This window comes from Brumicola blandensis (genome assembly GCF_031846165.1).
Classification (GTDB): Bacteria; Pseudomonadota; Gammaproteobacteria; order Enterobacterales; family Alteromonadaceae; genus Glaciecola; species Glaciecola blandensis.
Genome location: NZ_JAVRIE010000001.1, coordinates 497379 through 517081, shown reverse-complemented (window position 1 = coordinate 517081; position 19703 = coordinate 497379). Strand labels below are relative to the sequence as shown.

Here is a 19703-nt window from a genome sequence, read left to right as displayed (position 1 = left end):
CAATTTCGTGTAAACAAGTATCTATTTAAGTAGTCACTCTTTTGGTAAATTTTTAATGATGAAAGGCGTAACACTAACAGCAAACAGCAGCACGAAGCAGTTAACTGCGACTGTTGACCCTCTTCTACTAGAAGGTGAGCTCAAGCCCGCGAGTTTAGAGGCTTACGTTATGTCATCAGAACATAACAGTTATTTTATGCTGACCAATGCTATTGCGTCGCTTTGTGAAAAAGCGAACGCGGCGAAGCTCAGTCAAAGCGTGGAAGAACAAAAAATAGTTATTGGTGAGGTGCGTGATGCCGCCATTTCTATCGAAATAGCTGATGACAAAATGAGCGCTCAACTAACGATTGAGGCGCCCTATTCTGGCAGTGTACCATCCTATGAGAACATACTCGCTCTGCTCAATCAGCAGGGGGTTACTCGCGGGATCAGTAAGAAGCGAGTGATTAGCTTGATAGAGCAGGCCTCCACTGCACCTAGTGGCGCTGAATTTACGAATGACGTAGCAAAGGGTTTGCCATCGCGTGACGGCAAACCCTCATATATCAAACCATTGGTGCCCAATGCCCTTGACCGCATATTACAACCTCAAGATGCGGGTGATGACAAAGTGGATATGCGCAACTTAGGTGACATATTGTGTGTACCAGCGAAAACACCTGTCGCTAGACGCCAAGCTCCTAGCAAAGGGCGCATAGGCTACAACGTAGCGGGTGAAGCCTTAACACCCGAAGCAGGTGAATGGAAAGAAGTCAAATTAGGTCACAATACGACTCTTAAACCTCAAGATGAAAACACCATAATTGCAACGGTGACCGGTCAGCCAAAGTTTGAAAACGGTGTGATGTGCGTTGATGATACCTTTCAAACCAAAGGCGTGAACGTAGGCACAGGTAATATCAATTATGAAGGCGCTGTTTTGGTTAATGGCGACGTAACAGAGAGTATGCAAGTGATTGCAAAAGGTGATGTCACCATAAACGGGTTCGTGGAGTCGGCTACCATTCGTGCTGGCGGTGACATCATTATTACCGAAGGTGCAATGGGCAAGATGAATGAAGAAGACTGCCAGCTAATAGCTAAAGGTAGTGTTTTTGTTCAGCACGGCCAAGGTTTAAATATTACCGCTGGCAAGAATTTAAATGTGAGAAAGCAGCTCGCTTATTCAAAAGTAAAATGCCAAGGTAAAGTCACTATCGGCGACCCAGAAAAGCCCCAGGGTAACTTATTTGCAAGTGAAATCCATTGCGGAAATACTCTCGCTGCGGGTACCGTGGGCGCAATCTCTGGCAGTGCTTTGATTATCGATTTCTCTGACGGTATCAATCAATTGAACACGCGGTATGACGCCATTTTAACTTCGTTAAAACAGTTGCGAGAAAACAACTTCGACCATGAAGTGAAATTACGAGAAATTCACTCTCGTCACATCCCTAACTCTCTGCTAAACCAAGTAGAAAAAATTGATTCCGCTTTTGAGTCTGAGAAGCATTTACTGAAATGGCTTGAAGATATTGAAGCTGAAATGCGCCAAGCTAAAATTGATTATGAAGTTAATGCTCGCGTTGTCGCTAACAAAGAACTTTTTCATGGTGTCTCTGTGAAGCAGAATAAACGAAACTGGCGCTCTGAGAAAGATTATAAGCGCAGCGTCGTTCGTTTGGTTGGTGGAAAATGGACATACGAACCACTGGTGTAAAGGGATATACCTGCTGGTTTGAGCAACAAAAAACGCCGAACATTCAAAGATGTTCGGCGTTTTTGATTTTAGGCTTACTGTTTTTAGATTAAAGCATTTCAACAGCTAATGCGGTGCCTTCACCACCACCGATACATAACGCAGCAACTCCTTTTTTCAAGCCCTGTTGTTTTAATGCATGTAGTAGCGTTACAACGATACGTGCGCCAGAGGCGCCAATAGGATGGCCTAACGCGCATGCGCCGCCCTTAATGTTAACCTTACTGCTATCTAAACCCAGTTTATTCATACCCAGCATCGTGACCATTGCGAAAGCTTCATTGATTTCAAATAAATCAACATCATCTTTTGTCCAACCGGTTTGAGCAAATACTTTCTCAATAGCGCCAACGGGAGCAACCGTAAAGTCTTCCGGTTTTATTGCGTTCGTAGCATGCGCGACGATTTTTGCTAATGGTTTCAAACCTAGCGCATTGGCTTTGGATTCAGACATGATAACTAATGCTGCAGCACCGTCAGAAATGGAACTCGAGTTTGCAGCTGTAACAGTGCCATCTTTCTTGAATGCTGGACGCAGAGCTGGAATTTTTTCAGGACGTGCATTACCTGGACCTTCATCAGTGTCTACCACAAGGTCACCTTTGCGAGACTTTACGGTTACCGGTGCAATTTCATCGACAAACGTGCCATCAGCGATGGCTTTATTTGCTTTGCTCAGCGAGCCAAGGGCAAACTCATCCATTTGTTCACGAGTAATACTTTCGCTATCCGCTGTATCTTGTGCAAAACAGCCCATTGCTTTTCCGTCATAAGCATTCTCTAATCCATCTAACATCATATGATCGAGCGTTTGGCCATGCCCCATGCGATACCCTGCTCGCGCTTTAGGCAATAAATAAGGAGCATTACTCATACTTTCCATACCGCCAGCGACAATGAGCTCAGCACTACCTGCTTTTATTAGATCATGAGCCAACATAATGGCCTTCATACCAGAACCACACACCTTATTGATGGTGGTTGCGCCCGACGCTAATGGCAAACCAGCACCGAGTGTCGCTTGTCTTGCAGGTGCTTGACCTAAACCGGCAGGTAATACACATCCCATGATCACTTCATCAACCGCATTTACATCAATGCCATCAATGGCAGCTTCTATCGCTGTTGCACCCAAAACGGTGGAAGCAACGGCCGAAAGACTTCCCATAAAACCACCCATAGGTGTTCTTTTCGCACTGACAATTACAATTGAATCACTCATTTCATTCTTCCTATTGTTTAAAATATAACCCACATTTTGACTATAAATCGTTTCAGGTCGTTTAAAAGACGACTTTGGTGGTAGACCAAATTTAAATGGTTTTTTGTTGATCTACATTAAACTTTACTTTACCTTTACGTTAACCCAGCTTTACGTAAACGTAAAGCTAGTAGATGTATAAATAAATAATTTGTGTTAAATGAAAGATAAATGCAACAAAGAATGCGCTTCCAGAAGCTTGATTCTATTGTAGATACAAGACATGACAAGCATGTGTCACTGCGGTGTTTATTGATTTATAGGTGAAAATAATGTCGGAAGACCAACAATATACCATCGGTGAGCTATCGAAACTGTTTGATATTACCGCGAGATCTATTCGGTTTTATGAAGAACAAGGCTTATTGGTGCCAGAACGACAAGGACAAAGTCGTATTTACCACCTAAAGGATAAAGTCCGTCTTAAATTGATTCTGCGAGGAAAGCGACTAGGCTTTTCTCTAGCGGAGATAAAGACATTGTTTGAGTTATACGATACCAATCCAAATAGTGCTGCACAGTTGCAAACTATGTTGGAACTAACAGAGCAGAAACGAGCAGTGTTGAATCAACAACTCAACGACATACAAATGTTGATGAATGAATTAGATGACGTTGAGTCGCGCTGTAAAGAAGAATTAAATGAATTACAAAAAGGTGAACTAATATGAACGCACCCTATCCTACTTTGAATTTCGGTCTTGGCGAAGATATCGATATGCTTCGCGAACACGTTTACAATTTTGCCCAAAGCGAAATTGCACCACTCGCTGAAAAAGCAGACGAAGACAATATGTTCCCAAATCAATTATGGCCTATGTTGGGCGATATGGGCTTGCTTGGTGTCACTGTGACAGAAGAGTTCGGTGGTTCAGATATGGGTTACCTTGCTCATACTGTCGCTATGGAAGAGATATCAAGAGCATCTGCAGGTATTGGCTTAAGTTACGGTGCGCACTCTAACCTTTGTGTAAACCAATTAGCAAAAAATGGTAATCAAGCACAGAAAGAAAAGTATCTACCAAAGTTAGTTTCAGGTGAATACATTGGCGCACTCGCGATGAGCGAGCCGAATGCGGGATCTGACGTGGTCAGTATGAAATTACGTGCAGAGAAAAAAGGCGACAAATTCATATTGAACGGAAATAAAATGTGGATCACCAATGGTCCTGACGCTCATGTATTCATCATCTATGCTAAAACCGATGTAAATGCAGGTTCACGCGGAATCACTGCGTTTATTGTTGAAAAAGGAACCCCCGGTTTTACTCAAGCCCAAAAACTGGACAAGTTAGGTATGCGCTCTTCCAATACCTGTGAATTAGTTTTTCAAGATTGTGAAATCCCTGAAGAGAATATCGTAGGTCAACTTGGTGGCGGTGTAAAAGTCTTAATGAGTGGCCTAGACTATGAACGCTTAGTGCTATCAGGTGGTCCTTTAGGCATTATGCAAGCTTGTATGGATGTTGTCGTTCCGTATATCCATGACAGAAAACAATTTGGTCAATCAATCGGAGAGTTCCAGTTGGTTCAAGGTAAAGTGGCCGATATGTATACTCAAATGAATGCAGCTAGAGCTTATGTTTATGCCGTTGCACGATCATGTGATCGCGGCGAAACCACCCGTAAAGATGCGGCTGGTGCTATTTTATATAGTGCTGAATTGGCAACCAAAATGGCCTTAGACGCTATCCAGTTGCTTGGCGGCAACGGTTACATTAACGAGTATCCCACAGGTCGACTGCTACGTGATGCTAAGCTGTATGAAATTGGTGCGGGAACAAGTGAGATACGCCGTATGTTAATTGGCCGTGAATTATTCAATGAGTCGGCGTAGAGCCAACAAGCTAAACCACACTGAAGCGTAAATAATAGTTTGCGCAAACCACTAGACGGTTGAGTCATTTGCACAGCCGTCTGGTTACATATAATGCAGGCAGAGCGACAACAAGAGGTGCATCAGTGCCAAAAATAGTATCTAAAATCAATCCAAACAGCCAAGAGTTTGCTGACAACGCAGCGCACATGCAAGCACAAGTAGATGACTTGCAAAAACTCATTCAGCAACTCTCTCTGGGCGGCGGCGAAAAGGCCCGTACAAGGCACACCGACCGCGGAAAATTACTCCCAAGAGATCGTATCAATGCCTTGATTGACAAAAACACCGCTTTTTTAGAGATTTCGCAATTAGCTGCATGGGAAGTTTATGATGATTATGTGCCTTGCGCTGGTGTTATAGCTGGGATAGGCAGAGTATCAGGCGTAGAATGTATTATCGTGGCAAACGACGCTACCGTAAAAGGTGGGACTTACTACCCTCTTACCGTGAAAAAGCATTTACGAGCACAAACAATCGCTGAACAGAACAACTTGCCTTGCATTTACTTAGTTGACTCTGGCGGTGCAAACCTTCCTCGTCAAGATGACGTATTCCCAGATAGAGAACATTTTGGGCGTATTTTCTTCAACCAAGCTAACCTTTCCGCCATGAATATTCCACAAATAGCTGTCGTGATGGGTTCGTGTACAGCAGGCGGAGCCTATGTTCCAGCAATGGCTGATGAATCAATCATCGTTCGCGAACAAGGCACTATCTTTCTCGGCGGTCCTCCGCTAGTTCAAGCTGCAACCGGGGAAGTGGTCAGCGCTGAAGAATTAGGCGGTGGTGATGTTCATTGCAGAACCTCTGGCGTAGTAGACCACCTAGCCAATAATGACCATCATGCACTTCAGATAGCCCGCGATGCAGTTGCCCGTTTGAACAGGAGCAAGCCTGCTACATCCTTACAACATACGCCGAGCTTGCCAGCTTATCCAACAAGTGAAATTTATGGTGTTATCCCTAAAGACACTAAACAACCCTATGATGTGCGCGAAATCATTGCTCGTATCGTGGATGATAGCGACTTCGATGAGTTCAAATCACTTTATGGCACGACATTAATTTGTGGATTTGCTCGAATTGAAGGGTATACCGTCGGCATCGTTGCGAACAACGGGATCTTATTCTCTGAGTCAGCACAAAAAGGCGCACACTTTATTGAGTTGTGTAGTCAACGCAAGATACCACTCGTGTTTTTACAAAACATCACCGGTTTTATGGTGGGTAAGCAATACGAATCTGGCGGCATTGCTAAACATGGTGCCAAGATGGTTACCGCAGTGGCCTGTGCAAAAGTACCTAAATTTACTGTCTTGATAGGCGGTAGTTTTGGTGCAGGAAATTATGGCATGTGCGGCCGAGCTTACGATCCACGATTTTTATTTATGTGGCCAAATGCCCGTATTTCGGTCATGGGTGGTGAACAAGCCGCAGGCGTGTTAGCTCAAGTCAAAAAAGACCAAGCGACTCGTGCCGGCGAAGAATGGACACCAGAGCAGGACCAAGCCGTGAAGAAGCCAGTAATAGATACTTATGAGAAGCAAGGTCACCCTTATTACGCCTCTGCTCGTTTATGGGATGACGGAGTTATTGACCCTGCAGATACTCGACGAGTGCTGGGCCTTGCAATATCAGCAAGCCAAAATAAAGAGATCGAAGACACCAAATTCGGCATTTTCAGAATGTAATTATCGCCTAGCGATACACATACTTATTCGCTCTAAAAGGAGCAAACATGACAGAACAATTAGCAGTAATTAGTACAATAGATGACCGCGGCGTCGCAACAGTGACGTTAAATAAGCCAGAGTTACATAATGCTTTCGACGAGCATGTCATCAGTCAACTTATTGAAGCATTTACAACACTTAACAATAACAGTGATGTAAGAGCAGTCATCCTAGCGGCAAAAGGAAAATCCTTTTGTGCTGGCGCAGACTTGAATTGGATGCGAAAAATGGCCTCTTACTCTTATGAAGAGAACAAACAAGACGCAGGCCAATTAGCTGAGTTGTATCGCACACTTTTCAATTTGAATAAGCCAACGATAGCCCGAGTGCAAGGCGCTGTATTTGGTGGCGGTGTTGGCTTAGTCGCCTGTTGCGACATTGCAATAGGCACGCGAATGAGCAAGTTTTGTTTAAGCGAAGTGAAACTGGGCTTAGTGCCAGCCACTATTAGCCCTTACGTCATTGAAGCGATCGGTCCAAGGTTAGCCAAGCGCTATTTTATGACGGCAGAAGTATTTTCTTCTCGCCGTGCCAGACGTATTGGATTGCTATCTGAAACAGTCAGCGAAGACGATCTTGATACAACCATTGAGTCATTAATCAGTGCCCTACTCAACAATGGACCGGATTCAGTTTCGAAGGCGAAAGCGCTAGTAAATCAAATCAGCTACCAAAGTATTGATAGTGAGTTAATCGAACAAACTAGCGAGCTCATTGCAAATGTTCGGGTATCCAATGAAGGTCAAGAAGGCCTATCGGCATTCCTAGAAAAACGCGCTCCAACTTGGAAAAAGGCATAGGTGGTAAATCACATGATTAAAAAGATCCTTATTGCGAATAGAGGTGAAATTGCCTGCCGCGTAATCAAAACAGCTAAACAAATGGGCATCACGAGTGTTGCAGTTTATTCAGATGCTGACGAAAATGCTTTGCACGTTAAATTGGCTGATGAAGCAGTTCGTCTTGGCCCAGCACCTTCAAAAGATAGCTACTTGAGGGGCGACTTAATTTTAGAGCACTGCAAGAGACTCAATGTTGACGCCGTCCACCCTGGCTATGGGTTTCTTTCTGAAAACGCAGGCTTTGCGAAGGAATGCGCAAAACAAGGCGTCATATTTATTGGACCTACAATAGAAGCTATCGAAGCGATGGGGTCTAAATCAGCAGCCAAACAAATCATGCAAAAAGCAGGTGTTCCACTTGTGCCTGGTTATCATGGCGACGACCAAGACCCAGAGCTTATCCGCAAAAGCGCCAATGATATGGGCTACCCAGTACTACTCAAAGCTGCCGCTGGCGGCGGCGGTAAGGGAATGCGACAAGTTTGGTCTGCGCAGGAGTTTGATGATGCGCTAGCTGCAGCAAAACGCGAGGCAATGTCGAGCTTTAATGACGACAAAATGTTGGTTGAAAAGTACTTAACTGAACCTAGACACGTCGAGATCCAAGTCTTCTGTGATAATCATAAAAATGGTGTTTATTTATTTGAACGAGACTGTTCCATTCAGCGCCGACATCAAAAAGTCATTGAAGAAGCCCCTGCACCAAACATGCCGCAAGACTTGCGAGAGCGCATGGGTGATGCCGCACTCAAAGCCGCGTTTGCAATCAATTATGCTGGTGCTGGTACAGTGGAATTTTTACTCGATACAGACGGTAGCTTTTACTTCATGGAGATGAATACTCGTTTGCAGGTTGAGCACCCCGTTACCGAAATGATTACCGGTGAAGATCTGGTCGAATGGCAAATCAAAGTAGCTAACAATGAGGTTTTACCAAAGACTCAGGAAGAACTCAGTATGCGAGGGCATTCATTCGAAGCGAGGGTATATGCCGAAGATCCTAACAATGACTTCTTACCCGCAACCGGCACGCTGTCATTATTAAAAGCCCCCATTGAAAATCGATTCGTTCGCGTAGATACAGGCGTTGAACAAGGTGATGAAGTTTCTATTTATTACGACCCCATGATTGCAAAGCTCATTGTTTGGGATGAAAACAGAGAAAAAGCGCTTTCACGATTGGCTGCTTGTTTGGCTGACTACGCCATAGGCGGTGTCGTGACGAATATAGACTACTTAAAGCGCATTGCCTGCTCTGGTCCTTTTCAAGCAGCAGAGCTGAGTACTGACTTCATTGAACGACATCAAGATAGTATCAGCACTCAGACGATGATAGACGAAGTGCCATTTTTATCCGAACTTGCGTTGTTAGCCTTACTAAGTGAGCAGGATGAGGACGCTTACTCGAGCGACCATAGCAATGATCCTTGGTCAAGGGCTGATAACTATCGTAGTAACCATGTTTATCAAGATACTTTAGTGCTTAACTTCGCAGAAGAGTCATACTCTATCGGCATTATCCAACTGTCAGCAAATCGCTGGAAGTTGATGTTTGACAGCAAGCTCAATATCGACGACATCGAAGTGAGCGGCTGTCTTATCGACCAGAGATTAGACATAAACAAAAACGGCCTGAAGCAAAGCTATCATTGTATGCAGGTTGGCGCTCAACTGAGTTTGTTTACTCCTATGGGCATAGTAAGTGCGGATATCGCACAAATTGACCTGGGTGAGCAAAGCGACGACGATGGCACAAATGCAGTGGTTGCGCCCATGAATGGGACAGTAGTCGATCTGTTAGTTGGCCCAGGAGATACGGTTGAAAAAGGACAAGTCCTTATTATCGTTGAAGCCATGAAAATGGAACATGCGATTAAAGCACCTTATGCAGGTACCGTAAAAGAGTGTTTCTTTCACACGGGTGATTTAGTCAGTGGCGGCATCGCACTGTTAGAAGTGGAAGCCAGTGAGCAAGATACCTAGCTATTAGAATTGGAGTACATTACACATGTTTGATTCCTTACCTCGTGAAGTACAGGTAGTCGAAGTTGGTCCTAGAGACGGTCTTCAGAACGAAAAAAAAAATTTGAGTGTTAATGATAAAATCGAACTCATAGACGCTCTGTCGAAAACGGGTCTTAAGCGCATTGAGGCCGGCAGTTTTGTCTCACCTCGTTGGGTACCTCAGATGGCTAATTCTGACGAAGTACTCAAAGGAATTGACCGTGCTCCTGATAGCACCTATAGCGCGCTTACTCCTAATCTAAAAGGCTTTGAGCTCGCCATGGCAGCCAATGCTCAAGAAGTAGCAGTGTTTGGTGCTGCTTCTGAGTCTTTTTCACAAAAGAATATTAACTGCAGTATTGATGAAAGCCTTGAGCGCTTTACTCCTGTTTTAGAGGCTGCCAAACGAAAAGGCATTCCAGTTCGAGGATACGTGTCTTGTGTGCTTGGCTGTCCTTACGAGGGTGAAATAAATGTCGCCGACGTTGTCAAGGTTAGTGAGACACTACTGAACATGGGATGTTATGAGATATCTTTAGGTGACACTATTGGTGTTGGAACCCCTTTAAGAACAAAGCATTTATTAGAAGCATGTTTTGCAAGCATCCCAAAAGATAAAGTTGCAGTACACTTTCACGATACATACGGGCAGGCTCTGGCCAACGCTCTCACTGCGTTGGATATGGGTGTTCGCATTTTTGATAGCTCAGTAGCAGGACTCGGAGGCTGCCCATACGCCAATGGCGCATCGGGTAACGTCGCCTCTGAAGACCTAATCTACATGCTTCACAACATGGGAATTGACACGGGTGTTGACCTAAACGCGTTGCTTAAGGTGGGGCAAGATATCTCGGCAAAATTGACACGTAGCAACGGCGCAAAAGTAGGCATGGCCTTGGCCAGTCAATAGATTTTAAGCGTTAGTTTACTTCTCTTTTTTCAGTTGCAGGCTTGCAAATAGGCCTGCAACAAGACCCAAAGCCATTACCGTAAATACCCAAAAGGTTCCAGCAACACTTAAGGCCGAATAAAATAATCCAAGCGCAAGCAAAACGACGCCAATGGCCGAGTTGGCTTGACCAATAAAGTTTGTTCGCTCACTGCCCTGCTTTATATCCAAGGCGTAGACCTTTCGTCCTGCTCGTGCGCCCTCGTGACCAAGACTCAAGCAAAAATACAATAGAACATACCAGTGCGGCGAAATATTCGCTGCCTGTTCAAAATAAGTCAACAGGACCACGGTCACCAGCACCGTTAGCACAATGCTAGCACCCAGTTGCATAGTCAGTTTTGCATTACTATCAGAGAGTCTGCCCCACGCGTAAGAAGACAAAATGGCTGCGGATGCTTGTGCCACGATAAACAAAGAAAGGCTCAACCATTGGCTTTGCAAATTCAGACTTGTGCACCATACAACAAAAAATGGCGCTAATAATGCGGTGTGCACGAAACAAGAACGCACAAGAATGAAGCGACCCAAGCTACCTTTGAAAGCCTCACACACACTTTTTAATAATGCGATTGGTTTTGAGCCAGCTTCTTGCTTGTTATTTTGTTCAGACGTATCGACCTCGACTGTCGTCTTCACGCCCACCATAACCGCAGTGGCAAATAACATTGCCAAAATACTAATGATGCCTATGCTCAATATAATGTCATTATTGAGCTTTTGAGAAAAAAGGCTGGTGAAAGCAAACCCTAAGGATAATAAACCTGCTAGTGTAGAGGCTATTCCAACCAAATCTCCTCGCTTCCCCTTATCTATGTGCTGTCCTTGAATATCTTTCATCGTTAATGACGTCAGAGCTCGGCTGATGCTCAGACCGGCCAAACAGGCCAACACTATTGCTCCCAAGATAGTCGTATTAGATAGTGCACCCTCGCTCTGTTGACCGAGCATTGGGCCAACGATCATTAGCAAAATGAACAAGGTTTGCATCATCATGCTACCCAACCAAAGTCGATGTCGCTTCGCTCGAGAACTCAGATATTGGCTAAACAATCCTTGCGGCAATAATGCTCCTGACTCTCTTATCGGGACGAGAAGGCCTAGCATCCATGACGGCGCACCCAAGTTTGTCAGAAACGTAGGTAAGGTCGTTTTCGCTGACAGCAATATATCAACGAGTTTACTTAACAGTAGAGACGCAACAATTCGCCACTTTACTTGCATAAGCCCTTTATTCTCAGAATGTTTGGCCGAACTATTTGCTTGCGCGATACTCAGTCTCCTAATACACTGTGTGTCTATTTTAATTTTATATATAAATTACTTACGGTCCTGAATTAATTATAGTTTTTATTTTTTTCAGGAACTTAGTGATGACTTAAGCACTTGCACATACTATGGCATATCTTGCCGACACCTAACTCAACTATTCATTCGCTTACATCAAGCAGTGTTTGGGCAAATCCCGTATATTCTCATATTTCAATTTCGCTATGGGTTTGCTTATCTGCTAAGATCTAACACAACAAATATTACTAGAGGTTATCGCTGTAAACATGCCAATTGATCAGTACTTCAACTATCTGCAAGATTCAAACTTACAAAAATCTATCATTAGTGTGTGCCTGATAATATTGGTAGGAATAACCAAATCACTGTTGAAGCGTGTACTTGTGGACCGCGGTAAAAAACTCAATAAAAATTACCGCTCGCAGGTCAATACCTTAAACAATTCGCTAAACATCAGTTTAGTGTTTTTTATTATTATCTTTTGGTCGGGAGAAATACAACAGTTCGCCTTATCTATCGCCGCTTTTATGTTTGCAATCGTATTTGCGACCAAAGAATATATTCAATGTTTTATTGGCTACTTTTATTACCTAAGTGCCCGTCCTTTTCGCATTGGTGATTGGATTCAAGTTCAAGAAGGCGTGGGTGAAGTAATGGCTTCAGACTGGGCAAAAATCACCTTGCTCGAAGTTGATCTTCATTCAAACAGCTATACCGGAAAGCACCTTTTTATTCCTAACAATCAGTTGCTATTAAAAACCGTTAAAAACCTTAATTTCTTGCGTCGTTATTGCATGAATCAATTCACCTTAACTTGTGAGCCCTTAATTGATGTTGTTCCTATTGTTGAGCACTTGGAAAAAAGAGCGGAAGAGTATTGTGCAGATTTTGTTGATGTTGCTGAACGCTATAAGAGTGTTATCGAAAAGCGAATGGACATTGAATTCATCAGTGTCAAACCCCACTTTCATATCCACACCAACCAATTTGCAAAGATTTGTATCACAGTAGATTTGTTTTGTCCTGTAGAGCAAAACTTAGCGATTCAGCAGGCGATTACTAAAGAGTTTTTTGAGATATGGCATAAAGCGCTCAAGAATGAGGAAGCAGTCAAAAAAATAGATATCTTTAATACCGCTGAAAACGATGCTTAAAATAGTCGAATATGGCGTTACAAAGTTGATTGCTTTCAGGGATATACAAAAGAACAAAATAGAGTACACTAAATAAAACGAACGAAAAATAGTAAAGGATTGCCCTATGCCAAAAGCTAACAACGTACGCTATATTAGTAACCTCACTAAAGATACTTATGCACTGGTTTTAGCTGGCGGTCGAGGGTCCCGCCTTCATGAATTAACAAACTGGCGAGCGAAGCCTGCACTTTACTTCGGCGGCAAATTCCGCATCATCGATTTTCCACTCTCTAATTGCGTGAACTCTGGTATTCGAAACATTGGCGTACTCACCCAATATAAGTCGCACTCATTGATTCGTCACTTAGTTAGAGGCTGGGGCCACTTTAAGAAAGAACTCGGTGAATCAGTAGAAATACTACCCGCTTCACAACGCTTTTCAGAAGAATGGTATCAAGGCACGGCTGATGCGGTATACCAGAACATTGATATTATCCGCGATGAATTACCAAAGTACGTTATGGTATTGTCCGGCGACCATATTTATCGTCAAGACTATGGACACATTCTTGCTCAACACGTTGAGTCCGGCGCTAAAATGACGGTGAGTACCATTGCGGTACCAATCGAACAAGCTCGAAATGCGTTTGGTGTCATATCAATTGATGAAAACAACAAAATAGTCGATTTTCATGAGAAGCCCTCAGAACCGACGCCTCTCGCCGGCAATGAGTCGCACTGCCTTGCTTCAATGGGGAATTACGTTTTTGATACTGATTTCTTATTTGAACAATTAGAGCGTGATAGTCAAACGAAAGGGTCTGAACGTGACTTTGGTAAAGACATCATTCCAGCACTCATTGATAAACATGACGTCTATGCCTTCGAGTTCTCTAAAAGTAGTAAAAATGATTCTTACTGGCGTGATGTAGGAACACTGGACTCATATTGGGAGGCCAATATGGAATTAGTGGCTCCTGTGCCCGCGCTAAATATATACGATAAAGAGTGGCCAATTTGGACTTATCAGGAACAATTACCCCCTGCGAAGTTTGTCATGGAAAGTGAAACCAACCGTGGCGAAGCCTTGAATTCCGTTGTATCTGGTGGCTGTATTGTGTCTGGTTCCACCTTGGTGAAAACCGTGTGTTTTAGCAACGTCAGAGTCAAATCCGGCAGTACTGTTGATCAAAGCGTGATTTTACCGGGTGTGACTATTGGTACAGATTGTAAGATTCGTAAAGCCATTATCGACCGTGGTTGTGTTATTCCAGACAATACAGTCATCGGTCACAACCACGACGAAGATCGCGCTCGTGGTTTTAGAGTCTCTGAAAATGGCGTGGTATTAGTCACTAAAACTGAATTGGGCGATTAGTTCATTCAGCTTAGTGGCGACTTCGGTCGGTCTCTCCAACGGGAACATGTGTCCGCCAAACGGCAGCTCAATATGCTGAATATATTGCTTGTTGCCGCGGATAAATGGACTTCTTAATCGTGGGATACATACTTCTGTGTGCTTCCCTGTGAGCAAGTAGCTTGGCACAGTTAATTTGCCATTTTGCGCGCTTAAGTTGTCAGGTAATGTGCGAAAAATATTTGTCTCGATATTCACATCGAAATGCAGGTGACGATATTCTCCATCCATTCGGGTTACGGCTTCGACGTAATCGGCAATGCACTCTTTATCCATATTTCTAAATAGAGCACGCTCATGAAAATAAGCGACTAGGTCCGTTTTATGATGCCATTTAGTATTTCTAATTTTTGTCTTACCTGCTGGCGTAATTTTATCAATTAACTTTCCTCGCTTGGCGAACTTAAACACCCAGCTTGCCACACCTGTGACTAAGGGCGGATCTAACATAATTAAGCCTGCAAACATATTTGGATATTTACAAGCAGCCAAGAAAGAAATAACCGCGCCAAAAGAATGCCCAATCAGAACGACGGGTAATTCAGGCTTGCCATTTTTTGAGCGTTGCGTTTGTTCACTTTTTATAAAATGAACGAGTTCGTCAACTTGGTTTTGCCAGTTATTATTCAATGGGAAATCTGGGTTGTGCGCGAATTTGTCTAAAGCGATTAATTCACATGACTCGTCTACATGGTCAAATAGCTTTCGGTAACTTTGTGCTGGAAAGCCATTTGCATGTGCAAAGTGCACGAGACATTTTGCTTCACCAGACATGTTAACTCTTTTTGGTTCCTGCATTATCTTCCCTTTTGAGAGTGTTGTTTCACCCATTGTTTGGGCGAAATTCCATACCAAGACTTAAACGCCCTTCTGAAGTTGGCACTGTCAGAATAACCCAGATATTCTGCAGTTTGAGCGACCGAGTATGCATTTGATAATAAGCGTTTCGATTGCTCTGCCCTCGCCCCTTGCAATAGATCTTTGAAACTACATGATTCGAGTTCTAAATTTCGATGTAACGTACGCTTACTGATAAACAAACGCGAGGCAACATCCTCTAAACTTAAATGGCAACCCTCTTCTTCTCTCAACAATTTAAGTACGCGGTCTTTCATTGTTAAGTTCTGTTGCTGATATAACGCCAATTCACTTTCGCAACGAGCAACCGCTCTTTGAAAGCTAAATTCATCCACATTACTTAGCGCTTTACTCAAGTATACACTTGAAAAAGTTATACTGGATACGGCCTGCTCGAAATATAAATTTTGCGCTTTCATCGCTTGATATTTTATTTGGTATTCCGGTGCTGGGTAATCAAAATGGGCATCTTCTACCACGAGTTCACTCCCATCTTGAAAATCCAATGAATGCAGCATGTTCACTATCGCAATCATAACAGCTTCAATGATCGAACGATGCAAACTTCCTTGCCAATGCTCATCCTTCAAGGTCAACACCACGTTCTTATTCACTACCGTATAATCAACAGAGACAAAAGGCACTCGAATCCCCAAAAAACGACGGTGGAAGTTGAGTACTTCTGTCAAATTAGCACAATTGAGAGCCGCTAAACCGAAATCACCATGATGAGCAATTTCCAAGCGTTTGCCCACCCGTATACCAAAGTCGTTGAATCCATTCGTCTCAATTATTTTCTGCATCAAAGCATCAAATTGCTCAACACTCACCCGCGCATCCAATGCAATCAACTGCCCCAAATCTAAGCCTTCAGATGCTAACCAAGTGTCAACTTGCACACCTAGCGACTTCAATACGCTGATCACGTGACCGAAGTAATATGTAGGTAAACTGATATTTTGTTTCATCATCCGTTTCGCACTAATAAGCTTTCTGCGTGACGACTACGCTACGTTAAAATTAGCACCATGGCAACAAATGACTGTTTTATGTCACTCCTTGCTACTATTTCTTGACTTCAGGTCTGTACTATCAGCAGTACCAAAAAGGAGAATCTTGATGTTTCACTATCTGAAGTTTGCAAATTATTTTATATCCACACTTTTAGGCATTTCTACTGTTTTGCTAGGTCAACATTGGATATTAGTGGGTTTTGCTGTATTCGTTGCCTTCTATGTGATTGGTGACGCATTTTTTGGCGAAGATATGAGCCAACCCAAACTGAATAACAAAATGTTCTTAGACGCTATGCTATATGCCTCTGTCCCCACGACAATCCTCTTACTCAGCGTGTGCCTTTGGATAGTCACTCCGTATGATTGGACGTTTATGCATTGGATCTCTGATCACTTTGTGTATGACTTTGTGGCTGCTAAGCAAAATACAAACTTAGCAGAATTGGCTGTTGCCGTTGTATTTTGTGGATTAATGCTCAGTGGTGTAGCGACTGTCGTTGGCCATGAGCTAGTGCATCGAGTGGGTAACAAAACAGCAGTAACAACCGGTAGATGGTTAATGTCTCTTAGTTTTGATGCCAGTTTTTCAATCGAGCATGTGTTTAACCATCACGTTCACGTAGCAACAGAAAAGGACCCGGTCACTGCGCCCCGAGGCCGCTCAGTTTATATACAGGTCCCTTTAGCGATTTATGGGACAAGCAAAGCAGCCTGGGAAATAGAAAAGAAGCGGCTTCAACGCAAGAAGCTCCCTGTGCTAAGCTTGCAAAACCAATACATAACGGGTTGGTTAATGACTGTCGCATGGCTGGTCTTAGCGACCATATTAGCCGGTTGGCAAGGCTTGTTGTTTGTTTCCGGTGTCGGTATCGCCGCAAAAGTGATATTAGAAATAGTCAACTATATGGAACATTACGGTTTAGTGCGCCATCCACGCCAGCGAGTAGAGCCTCGTCATTCATGGAATAACAACCGAAAAATTAGCTGTTGGGCCATGTTCAACTTGCCGCGTCACAGCCATCACCATGCCCGAGGTGCAGTACCATTTGAAAAGCTTGAAGCAATGCCTGATGCACCCATTATGATCGGTGGCTATATCTCAACGATGCTTCTCGTGCTAATACCACCACTCTGGTATCGTCTTATGGCTTCTAAACTTCAGCATTGGGACGAAACAATGGCCAACGAACAAGAATTAGCCATTTTGGCCCAACAAAAGACCGAACGCATCAGTGCTAAGGCCCAGCGTCGCCGATTAATCTAGTGCTTGCATTCTCTCGGCTTCTACCCAGTCATGTTCAATTTTGGTAGAAGCCCAATAGAAAGTAATAATCGATAATATATAGGGTAAGAGTAAGCAACTGAGTGACATTCGCAATGCTTCAGCTTCACCCAATGAGCTTGTTAAATACTCACTGAGTAACCCGACAATAGTAGGGCCTCCACCTAACGCTATGATGTTAAGCACAAAGAAAAATAGTGCTGTCGACATTGCCCTTGCATTCACTGGCGCTAGCGTTTGAGCAATTGCAAAACAAGGGCCAAGATACATTCCACTACTAAATAGTAATATCGTCATTAATCCTAAAGATAGCCATACATCACCCACATGCAGCGATACAAAGAAGCATGGCACACCAATCAACATTGCATAAGTCGGTAGTAAGGCATACGCGCGTTTCGTGGTTCTCCCCCATTTATCTGCAATTACGCCACCAAGCCAAACACCAGCAGCATAAGCAGTCCCATTTACGATACCAAATACAATGAGCAACTGCTGTATGGGCATGTCGGAATGAACTCTAAAATAAAAGTCGATTATCCAAGTCGAAATCGCATAGTTACCAAAAGATCCAAAAGAAATACCAAGACACATACCCCACCACGTTGGAATTTTAAGAAGTCGTTTTACTGAAACCACAAACCCCATTTGCTTTGGACCATGACTGACTGTGGCTCTTGTCGGCTCTTTTACCGTCAGCTTGAGTAGCAAAGCTAAGATAACTCCAGGCACGCCAACAGCAATCATCACAGTGCGCCAATCTACTGAACCGCCATCTAAAAAAAATGCGGCAGCAAAATAAGCCGCCATAATGCCAAACGGTATCCCAAGCGAATAAACAGCCAGTGCTTTTGCTCTTTCAGTTTTATCGTAGAGATCAGATAAAATAGAGTGACTTGGTGGACTACCACCGGCTTCGCCGATGCCTACACCAACTCTGAGAATGGCGAGTTGCCAAAAGTTACTAGCAAAGCCTGACAAGGCTGTAAATCCACTCCATAATGTGAGTGAAACGCCTATGATATTGACTCTATTATAGCGGTCTGCTAACCAAGCGATTGGAATACCGACAACCGTATATAGCAGGGCAAAGGCGAAACCTTTTAACCAACCTAATTGCGCATCATCAAGGCCAAGATCAGCTTTTATAAATGGAGATAGAATACCGATAATTTGACGGTCAATAAAATTAAACGCATAGACAATCGTTAATATTATCAACACATAAGTACGGTAGGCATTATTTGCTTGCTTAACTTCTGTTGAGTTTAGCTTTTCTGAAGGTAGGTCGGCATTTGCCAAAATCATTCTCCGTTGATTTGCATGATCTAATAGTGGAGTAGCTAAGTTTAATATACCAGTAAATGTTAATTATTTGTGAACATCACCAAAAATAGGTGGAACGTACTTGCATGACCATCATCCTTATATACAATAAGAAGTCCGACCAGTTATATAACACCGTGGAAATTATCCTACATGAACATAGATGATTTACTGGCGCAAAGCGCTAGTCAAAAAGAAACGCCAAACATGAGTTTTGTAGTGCCTTCTAGCTGGAGCCAAGGCAGAACTGTTTATGGTGGCCTTTCCGCAGGTATGCTTTACGCAGCTGCAAGGCCTTACGTTGATGAAGCAAGAGTAATGCGCTCTAATTCGACCAACTTTGTAGGCCCACTAATGGCAGAGACACCGTTCTCTATCGATGTTGAAATAGTCAGAGAAGGTAAAAATGTTAGCCAAGTAATGGTCAGAGCGATTCAAAATGGCAAGACCTGTGTTGTATCTCAAATATGCTTTGGTACTAGTCGAGAGTCGAAAATTCGTGTAGACAATCAAGAGAAACACAACATGTTGGCGCCTAAAAAAGGTAACTTCATTCCTCCGATCCCGAAAGTAACGCCCAAATTTCTACGCAACATTGACTTGTCGATTCAAAGCGGAGGGATACCTTTTACTGGAAGAAAAACGTCGCATTATCATGGTTGGATGAGATTTAAAGAAATACGCGGCAAGGTAACAGACGCACATATTATCAGTATTATCGATGCTTGGCCTCCGACACTATTACAAATGTTAAAATGGCCAGCGCCTGCAAGTACAGTGAGTTGGAATGTAGAATTTATCCATCCTCATCGTGAGTTAAAGCCAACAGATTGGTTTGCGTATCAGGCCGAAACACGTCAAGCTGCCGGAGGTTATGGGCATACTGAGGCTAACATTTGGGATTCACATGGCGTATTGATTGCCATATCAAGACAAACTGTGGCTATTTTCGATTAAGCTTGCGAGTAG

The 19703-nt window shown here is 43.4% G+C and carries 16 protein-coding genes; 11 read left to right on the top strand and 5 right to left on the bottom strand.

What is annotated here, in order from left to right:
- The first annotated feature begins 55 nt into the window (after positions 1–55).
- Positions 56–1702, top strand: coding sequence for a flagellar assembly protein A (locus RM544_RS02175; protein WP_311360140.1), 1647 nt, complete (start codon positions 56–58; stop codon positions 1700–1702).
- Between the two features lie 88 nt (positions 1703–1790).
- Here the strand turns inward: RM544_RS02175 and RM544_RS02170 are convergent, their stop codons facing one another.
- Complete coding sequence (locus RM544_RS02170) at positions 1791–2963, bottom strand: thiolase family protein (RefSeq protein WP_311360139.1); 1173 nt, start codon at positions 2961–2963, stop codon at positions 1791–1793.
- 311 nt (positions 2964–3274) lie between these two features.
- On the opposite strand from RM544_RS02170, the gene RM544_RS02165 reads away from it, so the two are divergent.
- From RM544_RS02165 to RM544_RS02140, 6 genes are all read left to right on the top strand, one after another.
- Entirely contained in the window at positions 3275–3673 is a 399-nt protein-coding gene (locus tag RM544_RS02165) for a MerR family transcriptional regulator (RefSeq protein ID WP_311360138.1), read from the top strand.
- Positions 3670–4839 (top strand): isovaleryl-CoA dehydrogenase, encoded by a 1170-nt coding sequence (locus RM544_RS02160; protein WP_311360137.1) that lies wholly within the window; start codon positions 3670–3672, stop codon positions 4837–4839. Before RM544_RS02165 ends, RM544_RS02160 begins: the two co-directional genes overlap by 4 nt.
- Before the next feature lie 125 nt (positions 4840–4964).
- Positions 4965–6572 carry a carboxyl transferase domain-containing protein gene (locus RM544_RS02155; RefSeq protein ID WP_311360136.1) on the top strand — a complete coding sequence of 536 codons (1608 nt, stop codon included), beginning with the start codon at positions 4965–4967 and terminating at the stop codon, positions 6570–6572.
- A 47-nt stretch (positions 6573–6619) separates the two neighbouring features.
- Positions 6620–7414, top strand: coding sequence for an enoyl-CoA hydratase/isomerase family protein (locus RM544_RS02150; protein ID WP_311360135.1), 795 nt, complete (start codon positions 6620–6622; stop codon positions 7412–7414).
- A gap of 12 nt (positions 7415–7426) precedes the next feature.
- Positions 7427–9439 (top strand): acetyl/propionyl/methylcrotonyl-CoA carboxylase subunit alpha, encoded by a 2013-nt coding sequence (locus RM544_RS02145; protein ID WP_311360134.1) that lies wholly within the window; start codon positions 7427–7429, stop codon positions 9437–9439.
- A 25-nt stretch (positions 9440–9464) separates the two neighbouring features.
- Positions 9465–10370, top strand: coding sequence for a hydroxymethylglutaryl-CoA lyase (locus RM544_RS02140; RefSeq protein WP_311360133.1), 906 nt, complete (start codon positions 9465–9467; stop codon positions 10368–10370).
- Between the two features lie 15 nt (positions 10371–10385).
- On the opposite strand, the gene RM544_RS02135 is transcribed toward RM544_RS02140, so the two are convergent.
- The gene (locus RM544_RS02135; protein ID WP_311360132.1) at positions 10386–11633 is read right to left on the bottom strand and encodes an MFS transporter permease; all 1248 of its coding nucleotides are present in this window, start codon (positions 11631–11633) and stop codon (positions 10386–10388) included.
- A gap of 332 nt (positions 11634–11965) precedes the next feature.
- Here RM544_RS02135 and RM544_RS02130 point away from each other — a divergent pair, with 332 nt between their 5' ends.
- Complete coding sequence (locus RM544_RS02130) at positions 11966–12853, top strand: mechanosensitive ion channel family protein (RefSeq protein WP_311360131.1); 888 nt, start codon at positions 11966–11968, stop codon at positions 12851–12853.
- A gap of 106 nt (positions 12854–12959) precedes the next feature.
- Positions 12960–14213: a glucose-1-phosphate adenylyltransferase gene (gene glgC, locus RM544_RS02125; RefSeq protein ID WP_311360130.1), complete on the top strand. Its 1254-nt coding sequence runs from the start codon at positions 12960–12962 to the stop codon at positions 14211–14213.
- On the opposite strand, the gene RM544_RS02120 is transcribed toward glgC, so the two are convergent.
- Both RM544_RS02120 and RM544_RS02115 read right to left on the bottom strand, forming a co-directional pair.
- On the bottom strand, positions 14184–15050 hold the full coding sequence (locus tag RM544_RS02120; RefSeq protein WP_311360129.1) for an alpha/beta fold hydrolase: 867 nt from the start codon (positions 15048–15050) through the stop codon (positions 14184–14186). The two genes, glgC and RM544_RS02120, sit on opposite strands and share 30 nt — an antisense overlap.
- Positions 15050–16081, bottom strand: a complete 1032-nt coding sequence (locus RM544_RS02115; RefSeq protein ID WP_311360128.1) for an AraC family transcriptional regulator — start codon at positions 16079–16081, stop codon at positions 15050–15052. Before RM544_RS02115 ends, RM544_RS02120 begins: the two co-directional genes overlap by 1 nt.
- Positions 16082–16229: 148 nt before the next feature.
- Between RM544_RS02115 and RM544_RS02110 the strand changes: the two genes are divergently transcribed.
- Positions 16230–17390, top strand: coding sequence for an alkane 1-monooxygenase (locus tag RM544_RS02110; RefSeq protein ID WP_311360127.1), 1161 nt, complete (start codon positions 16230–16232; stop codon positions 17388–17390).
- Here the strand turns inward: RM544_RS02110 and RM544_RS02105 are convergent.
- Complete coding sequence (locus RM544_RS02105; protein ID WP_311360126.1) at positions 17382–18710, bottom strand: spinster family MFS transporter; 1329 nt, start codon at positions 18708–18710, stop codon at positions 17382–17384. The genes RM544_RS02110 and RM544_RS02105 overlap by 9 nt on opposite strands.
- Positions 18711–18887: 177 nt before the next feature.
- Here RM544_RS02105 and RM544_RS02100 point away from each other — a divergent pair, with 177 nt between their 5' ends.
- Entirely contained in the window at positions 18888–19691 is an 804-nt protein-coding gene (locus tag RM544_RS02100; protein WP_311360125.1) for an acyl-CoA thioesterase, read from the top strand.
- Positions 19692–19703: the final 12 nt, after the last annotated feature.